The sequence below is a fragment of the Micromonospora sp. NPDC049529 genome, assembly GCF_055586685.1.
Genome location: NZ_JBVJHT010000004.1, coordinates 466,547 through 474,187 on the forward strand (window position 1 = coordinate 466,547; position 7,641 = coordinate 474,187).

Annotated in this window: 6 protein-coding genes; 2 read left to right on the top strand and 4 right to left on the bottom strand. The window is 71.6% G+C overall.

The window, feature by feature from the left end:
- Nucleotides 1–22: 22 nt before the first annotated feature.
- The 4 genes from ACZ6QQ_RS09680 to ACZ6QQ_RS09695 all read right to left on the bottom strand — a co-directional run bounded on the left by ACZ6QQ_RS09680 (nucleotide 23) and on the right by ACZ6QQ_RS09695 (nucleotide 4,619).
- Nucleotides 23–910 carry a helix-turn-helix domain-containing protein gene (locus ACZ6QQ_RS09680; protein ID WP_465875507.1) on the bottom strand — a complete coding sequence of 296 codons (888 nt, stop codon included), beginning with the start codon at nucleotides 908–910 and terminating at the stop codon, nucleotides 23–25.
- 151 nt (nucleotides 911–1,061) lie between these two features.
- Nucleotides 1,062–1,748 carry a deoxyribonuclease V gene (nfi, locus tag ACZ6QQ_RS09685; protein ID WP_465875508.1) on the bottom strand — a complete coding sequence of 229 codons (687 nt, stop codon included), beginning with the start codon at nucleotides 1,746–1,748 and terminating at the stop codon, nucleotides 1,062–1,064.
- Nucleotides 1,749–1,791: 43 nt separating this feature from the next.
- On the bottom strand, nucleotides 1,792–2,985 hold the full coding sequence (locus ACZ6QQ_RS09690; RefSeq protein ID WP_465875509.1) for a low temperature requirement protein A: 1,194 nt from the start codon (nucleotides 2,983–2,985) through the stop codon (nucleotides 1,792–1,794).
- Nucleotides 2,986–3,164: 179 nt separating this feature from the next.
- Nucleotides 3,165–4,619: an aldehyde dehydrogenase family protein gene (locus ACZ6QQ_RS09695; RefSeq protein WP_465875510.1), complete on the bottom strand. Its 1,455-nt coding sequence runs from the start codon at nucleotides 4,617–4,619 to the stop codon at nucleotides 3,165–3,167.
- Between the two features lie 157 nt (nucleotides 4,620–4,776).
- Between ACZ6QQ_RS09695 and ACZ6QQ_RS09700 the strand changes: the two genes are divergently transcribed.
- Both ACZ6QQ_RS09700 and gabT read left to right on the top strand, forming a co-directional pair.
- The gene (locus ACZ6QQ_RS09700; protein WP_465875511.1) at nucleotides 4,777–6,213 is read left to right on the top strand and encodes a gamma-aminobutyraldehyde dehydrogenase; all 1,437 of its coding nucleotides are present in this window, start codon (nucleotides 4,777–4,779) and stop codon (nucleotides 6,211–6,213) included.
- 6 nt (nucleotides 6,214–6,219) lie between these two features.
- Complete coding sequence (gene gabT, locus ACZ6QQ_RS09705; RefSeq protein WP_465875512.1) at nucleotides 6,220–7,518, top strand: 4-aminobutyrate--2-oxoglutarate transaminase; 1,299 nt, start codon at nucleotides 6,220–6,222, stop codon at nucleotides 7,516–7,518.
- Nucleotides 7,519–7,641 lie beyond the last annotated feature (123 nt).

Below are 7,641 nucleotides of genomic sequence, written 5' to 3' on the forward strand. Positions count from 1 at the left end.
GCGCCGTCACCGCGCGTGCGGGTCACGGCAGTTCGGCGGCCATCCGAACCAGCCATTCCCTCGACTCGTCGCAGGTCAGGGCATCGGCGCGGAGGTTGTCGAAGACCATCCGGTAACGGGCCAGGCCGGGCTCCTTCTCCACGTAGATGTCACCCGCCTCGTTCTCCACGTAGACCACGTCACCGTCGGCCGGCTCGCCCCCGTCGTCCCCGCCGTCCGGCAGCGAGAAGCCGAGCAGCAGGAACGGTCCCGTGTTGCAGGCGTACGCGCCCCGGTCGAACGGGAGCACCTGGAGCTGCACGTTGGGCCGCCCGGACATCTCCACCAGGTGACGAAGCTGCGGCCCCATCACGTCCGGCCCACCGACCTGCCGGCGCAACACCGCCTCGTCCAGGATCGCCCAGAGCCGGACCGGATCCTGGGCGCGGGTGAGGATCCGCTGCCGGGCCAACCGGACCACCAGCTTCTCCTCGGCGGCGTCCCCGGCCTGTTCCAGCAACGTCTTACGCAGCACGGTACGGGCGTACTCCTCGGTCTGGAGCAGGCCCGGCAGCACCGACGACTCGAACGTACGCAGCTCGGTGGCGTCGTGCTCCAACGCGATGAGCGTCGAGTATTCCCAGGTCAGGGCATCACTGTGGGCCTGCCACCAGCCCGCCTCCTGGGCCTGGCGGGCGAGCGCGACCAGGCGCTGCCGCTCGGCCCCCTCGACCCGGTAGACGTCGAGCAGCTCGTGCACCGTGCCGGGCGTGATCCGTACCCGGGCCGTCTCGATCCGGCTCACCCGCGAGGGTGAGCAACGCACCTCCAGGGCGACCTGCTCCGCCTTGAAGCCTGCGGCCTCGCGCAGCTTGCGCAGCTCACGGCCGAGTTGCCGGCGTCGCACGGTGGGTGGTGATCCGACGACCATTCGGTGCCTCCCTGTCCGATTCCCCGAGGCAGTCTCCCGCACAGCACGTGCTTTGTCAGCAACAGATCGTTGTCTTTCCGGAAAGTATCGACTGACGTCACCGTGTGTGGCGATCGGTCGGACCGTCCCGGATCTCCCGCCCCGACCCGGATCAGTCCAGGTCCGCCGCCCGTGCCCGACCCAACGCCACCCGACACAACCGATCCGCCTGGCGGGTGGTCTCCGGCAGCCGGTAACGCGGAGTCAGGGCCAGCACCCGGGCACCGGTGTTGGCCAGGTCCATCCGGTGTCCCACCGACACGAAGACCGGCTTGATCCCGTCGCGGGTCCGCAGCACCCGGCCGACGACCTCGCCGCCGTCGCGCAGGTCCGACCAGGCGCCCCGGTGCGCGGCGGGCGGGTCCCAGTCGCCGACCAGCGGGGTCTTGCCCACCCCGATCGCCGGCAGCCCGGTGAGCACGCCCAGGTGGCAGGCGAGCCCGAACCGTCTCGGGTGGGCCAGCCCGTGCCCGTCACAGACCAACAGGTCGGGGGTGGTGGCGAGGCGCCCGAGCGCGTCCAGCAACGCGGGCAGCTCACGGAAGGCGAACAGTCCGGGAACATAGGGGAAGGCGGCCCTACCCACGGTCACCGCCGTCTCCACCACGGTCAGTGTCCGCGCGTCCAACACGGTCACCGCCGCCGCGAGCCGGTCACCGTCCTGCGCGTACGCGACGTCGAGGCCGGCGACCGTACGCGGCTGCGCCGGCCCCGGCCCGACCAGGTCGACCAACGGCCGCAACCGGTCCTGCACCGCCTCCGCCTCGGCAACCGTTCGTGGCCAGTCCTCGCAGGTCATCCGAGCGCACCTCTCCCCCGCCGGCCGCCCCGGTCACGACGATCTACAGCGGCGGGTTCGAGACCATCTCCTGCCGCCCGGAGAGAGTCTCGTACACCACCATCGCGGCCAGTACGAGGGTGGCACCGAGCGGTGCCGCCAGCGGCGTCAGGAAGACCATTCCCGGCGCGGCGGCGACCATCACGACGAGTCCGCCCCACAGCGACCGGCGGATCCGGCCGAACAGCTGTCGTTCGAGACGGATCCGACCGGCCAGGAAGAGGGCCGGCCCGCCGAAGATGGTGGCCACCCAGGCCGGGTCGATCGGCGGCTCGGGATTGTCGATGACGAGCCGGAACCCGACCCCGGCGAGGATGATTCCGGCCACCATGATGAGCAGGGTGTAGCTGACCGACTGGCTGAGCCTGATCGCGCTGCGGGCCCGGTGCAGCGCCGGTGCCAGGGCGAATCCGGCATGGTAGAAGAAGATCCGCCAGAACAGGAGCGTGGTGGCGAACGAGGAGACGAAGACGATCATCCGATCGGTCTCGAACGGGCGTACGCTGATGGCGATTCCGGTGGCGATGACCGACTCACCGAGCGCGATGAGCAGGAACTGTACGTAACGTTCGGCGAGATGGTCCTCGACCAGTGTCCACTCGGCATCCTCGGGGCGGCCGAGTCGCGGCGTCGGCCACCGCAGCGCCGGACCCAGCAGTTCCAGCACCACCGCCACCACCCAGAAGGTGGCCCGGCCCGCACCGCCGCTGATCCCGCCGGAGATCCAGAGCACGCCGGCGGCCAGCGACCAGACCAGTATCCGTACCGAGGCCGGCTGTCGGTGGTGTCCGCGCAACGCCCAGACCAGGTACAACGGGCGACCCACCTGGATCGCGACGTACGTGCAGGCGAAGATCAGACCACGGTCCCCGAACGCCTGCGGCAGGCAGACCGCGATCAGCAGACTGCCGAACATGGTCACCACCACGACGAGCTGGATGTCGGCCCGCTGCGGGTCGAACCGGCTGGTCATCCAGGCGTTGAGGTACCAGACCATCCAGAGCGCGAGCAGCAGCAACAGGGTCTGGCCGGCTTCGGAGTACAGCTTCGAGCGGGCGATGGTGAGGTCGTCGGTGACCCGCTGGGCGACCCGGGTGATGGCGAACACGAACACCACGTCGAAGAGGAGTTCCAGGACGGTGACCCGGGGCGTACTCGTGTGGTCGCCGAGCCGGCCCGTCGTACGGAAGAGGCTCACGACCCCGGCCGGGCGCGGGGGCTCGACGGTGGGTCGGACCGGTCGGGGCAGCACTCGGCGTGCGACTGGTCCAGGCTCGGCATAACACCCACAACGATCGACCCCGCGTTGGGTCACCCATATCCGCCGTGGCGACCCTACCGGCACTGCTCCACTTCGGACCGCTGCCGGCCCGATCCCTACAGGTCGATGCCGGTGAGCACCAGGACCCGGGGTTCGGTGTAGTCGTCCATCGCGCTGCGTACGCCCTCCCGGCCGACGCCGCTGCCCTTCACCCCGCCGTACGGCATCTGGTCGGCCCGGTACGACGGCACGTCGCCCACGATCACACCACCGACCCGCAGCGTACGGTGAGCGGCGAACGCGGTCTGGAGACTGTGCGTGAACACGCCCGCCTGCAAGCCGTACGCCGAATCGTTGACCGCGTCGAACGCGGCCCGGTCGTCGGCGACCGGGGCGACCACCAGCACCGGCCCGAACACCTCCTCGGTCCACACCCTGGCCCCGCCCGGCACCCCGGTCAGCACCGTCGGCGGGAGGGAACTGCCCGAGCGCGGCCCACCCAGCACCGCCACCCCACCGGCGGCGACCGCCTCGCCGACCCACTGCTCGACCCGCACCGCCGCGCTCTCGCTGATCAGCGGCCCGACGTCGGTCCCGTCGTCGGCCGGATCACCGACCCGCAGCCCCTCGACCGCGCCGACCAACCGGGGCAGGAAACGGTCGTGCAGCGCCTCGTGCACGAACACCCGCTGCACCGCGATGCAGCTCTGCCCGGCCTGGTAGTTGCCGAAGGTGGCGATCCGCTGCGCCGCCCAGTCGAGGTCGTCGTCGCTCGCCCAGTCGGCGCAGATCACCGCGGCGGCGTTGCCACCCAGTTCCAGGGTGACGTGCTTGTCCGGTACGGCCCGCCGGATCGCGTCGCCGACCGGCCCGGAGCCGGTGAACGACACCACCGGCAGGCGCGGGTCCCCGGTCAGCTCGGCGGCCCGCTCGTTCGGCAGCGGCAGCACCGAGAACAGACCCACCGGCAGCCCACCGTGCGGCTCGGTCACCTCGGCCAGCAACTCGCCCAGCAGCAGCGCGGTCAACGGGGTCGCCGGGGCCGGCTTCAGCACGATCGGGGCGCCGACGGCGAGCGCCGGGGCGACCTTGTGGGCGACCAGGTTCAGCGGGAAGTTGAACGGCGTGATGCCCAGCACCGGGCCGCGCGGCACCCGGCGGACCAGGGCCATCCGGCCGGTCGCGGCCGGGTCGGTGTCCAGCCGTTGCAACTCGCCGGAGAACCGCCGGGCCTCCTCGGCGGCCCAGCGGAAGGTGGAGATCGCCCGGGTCACCTCGATCCGGGCCCACTTCACCGGCTTGCCGCTCTCCGCCGTGATCAGCCGGGCGAACTCCTCGGCCCGTTCGCCGAGGCGCCGGGAGACGTGGTCCAGCGCGGCGGCCCGGACGTGCGCCGGCAGTGCCGCCGCGGTCGCGGCCACGTCGTGGGCGGCGGCCACCGCCCGCTCGACCTGGTCGGCGGTGGCATGACTGGTACGGCCGACCTCCCGCCCGTCGTACGGGTGCGAGACGACGACGGTGTCGTCGCCACTGGCCGGCGCACCGGCGACGTAGAACGGGGCTGCCTTCATGCAGTGCAGCGTAAACGACCACACCCCTGCACTAAAACAGTCGCTCAAGGCCTTGTCTGCCGCGAATTCAGTAGCCAGGATGGCAGATGGGTTGCGATTACCGCCGCGACACCGCCCGCTCCACGACAGCGCGCAGGCCACCGCAGGGAGACCCCGAATGACCGACAAGCACGTGCTGCGCAACTTCGTCAACGGCGAGTACGTCGACCCGATCGACGGCCACACCGTCGACCTGGTCGACCCCTGCACCGGCGAGGTGTTCGCCCAGTCGCCGGTCTCCGGGCCCGGTGACGTCGACGCGGCGATGACCGCCGCCGCGACCGCCTTCGAGAGCTGGCGGGACACCACTCCGGCCGAACGGCAGCGGGCGCTGCTGAAGCTGGCCGACGCGGTGGAGGCACGGGCGGGCGACCTGGTCGACGCCGAGGTACGCAACACCGGCAAGCCCCGGCAGCTCACCGCCGACGAGGAGTTGCCGCCCTCGGTGGACGAGTTCCGGTTCTTCGCCGGGGCCGCCCGGCTGCTGGAGGGACGCTCCGCCGGTGAGTACATGGCCGGCCACACCTCCTACGTACGCCGCGAGCCGATCGGCGTCTGCGCCCAGGTCACACCCTGGAACTACCCGCTGATGATGGCCGTCTGGAAGATCGCCCCGGCGCTGGCCGCCGGCAACACGGTGGTGCTCAAACCGTCGGACACCACCCCGGTCTCCACCCTGCTGCTGGCCGAGATCGCCGCCGAGTTCTTCCCGCCGGGGGTGTTCAACGTCCTCTGCGGCGACCGGGACACCGGCCGGGCCCTGGTCTCCCACCCCACCCCGCGGATGGTGTCGATCACCGGCTCGACCCGCGCCGGCATCGAGGTCGCCGCCACCGCCGCCACCGACCTGAAGCGGACCCACCTGGAACTGGGCGGCAAGGCACCGGTGGTGGTCTTCGACGACGCCGACATCGCGGCGGCGGCCGAGGCGATCGCGGTCGGCGGCTACTTCAACGCCGGCCAGGACTGCACCGCCGCGACCCGCGTCCTCGCCGGCCCCGGCGTGTACGAGGACTTCGTCGCCGCCCTGACCGAGCAGGCGCGCAACACCAGGACCGGGGCGCCGGACGACCCCGACGTGCTCTACGGCCCACTCAACAACGCCAACCAGCTGACCAGGGTCAGCGGCTTCGTGGACCGGCTACCCGACCACGCGGAGCTGCACTCCGGCGGCAACCGGGTCGGCGAACGCGGTTTCTTCTACGCCCCCACCGTCGTCTCCGGGCTGCGCCAGTCCGACGAGATCATCCAGGACGAGGTGTTCGGCCCGGTGATCACCGTGCAGCGCTTCACCGACGAGGACGAGGCGGTCCGCTGGGCCAACGGCGTCGAGTACGGCCTCTCCGCCTCGGTCTGGACCCGCGACCACGGCCGGGCGATGCGGATGACCCGCCGGCTCGACTTCGGCTGCGTCTGGGTGAACACCCACATCCCGTTCGTCTCGGAGATGCCGCACGGCGGGTTCAAGCACTCCGGCCACGGCAAGGACCTCTCCATCTACGGCCTGGAGGACTACACCCGGATCAAGCACGTCATGCACAACATCGAGAGCTGACCGGCGATGACCAGCGCAGCGCGCCCCCGGTCGAACTCCGAGGACCTGCACAAACGGCGTACCGGCGCGGTCGCCCGTGGCGTCGGCAGCGTCATCGGGTCCTACGTCGACCGGGCCGGCGGCGGCATCGTCGTCGACGTCGACGGCCGGGAGTGGATCGACTTCGCCGCCGGCATCGCGGTCACCAACGTCGGCAACTCCGCCCCACGCGTCGTCGCCGCCATCCGGGAGCAGGCCGAACGCTTCACCCACACCTGCTTCATGGTCGCGCCGTACGAGTCGTACGTGGCCGTCTGCGAGCAGCTCAACACCCTCACCCCCGGCGCGTACGACAAGCGGTCGGCGCTGTTCAACTCCGGTGCCGAGGCGGTGGAGAACGCCGTCAAGATCGCCCGCCACGCCACCGGTCGACCGGCGGTGGTGGTCTTCGACCACGCGTACCACGGGCGGACCAACCTGACCATGGCGTTGACCGCGAAGAACATGCCGTACAAGCACCGGTTCGGGCCGTTCGCCGGGGAGATCTACCGGGTGCCGATGTCGTACCCGCTGCGCGACGGGGGCCTGACCGGTCCGGCGGCCGCCGCGAACGCCATCGACCTGATCGAGAAACAGGTCGGCGCGGAGAACGTCGCCGCCCTGCTGATCGAGCCGATCCAGGGCGAGGGCGGCTTCGTCGTACCCGCTCCGGGTTTCCTGCCCGCGCTGCGCGAGTGGGCGACGGCCGCCGGGGTGGTCTTCGTCGCCGACGAGATCCAGACCGGCTTCTGCCGTACCGGCGACTGGTTCGCCCTCGACCACGAACAGGTCGAGCCGGACCTGATCACCCTCGCCAAGGGCATCGCCGGTGGGCTCCCGCTCGCCGCCGTCACCGGCCGCGCCGAACTGATGGACGCGGTCCACGTCGGCGGTCTCGGCGGCACCTACGGCGGCAACCCGATCGCCTGCGCCGCCGCCCTTGCCGCCATCGAAACCATGCACGAACTGGACCTTCCCGCCGCCGCCCGCCACATCGAAGCCACCATGCGCCCCCGCCTCCAGGCACTGGCCGCCCAGGACCCCCGCATAGCCGAGGTACGCGGCCGAGGCGCCATGCTCGCCGTGGAACTGGTCCACCCGCACACCCTCACCCCCGACCCCGCCACCACCGCCGCCATCTCCGCCGCCTGCCACCGCCAAGGCCTGCTCACCCTCACCTGCGGCACCTACGGCAACGTCCTGCGCTTCCTCCCCCCACTGGTCATCGACCAGCCCACCCTCACCCGAGCCCTGGACCTCCTGGAACAGGCCGTCACCACCACCTAGAACCCGGCGGGTGCGGGACCCCCCGCCGCCACCGGGGGGGGGGGGGGGGGGGGGGGGGGGGGGGGGGGGGGGGGGGGGGGGGGGGGGGGGGGGGGGGGGAGGGGGGAGGGCAGCAGCAAATGG

What these genes read in the sequence shown, in the direction of transcription:
- ACZ6QQ_RS09695 (WP_465875510.1), bottom strand. Translation starts at nt 4,619, where the DNA reads ATGAAGGCAGCCCCGTTCTACGTCGCCGGTGCGCCGGCCAGTGGCGAC.
- gabT (WP_465875512.1), top strand. Translation starts at nt 6,220, where the DNA reads ATGACCAGCGCAGCGCGCCCCCGGTCGAACTCCGAGGACCTGCACAAA.
- nfi (WP_465875508.1), bottom strand. Translation starts at nt 1,748, where the DNA reads ATGACCTGCGAGGACTGGCCACGAACGGTTGCCGAGGCGGAGGCGGTG.
- ACZ6QQ_RS09700 (WP_465875511.1), top strand. Translation starts at nt 4,777, where the DNA reads ATGACCGACAAGCACGTGCTGCGCAACTTCGTCAACGGCGAGTACGTC.
- ACZ6QQ_RS09680 (WP_465875507.1), bottom strand. Translation starts at nt 910, where the DNA reads ATGGTCGTCGGATCACCACCCACCGTGCGACGCCGGCAACTCGGCCGT.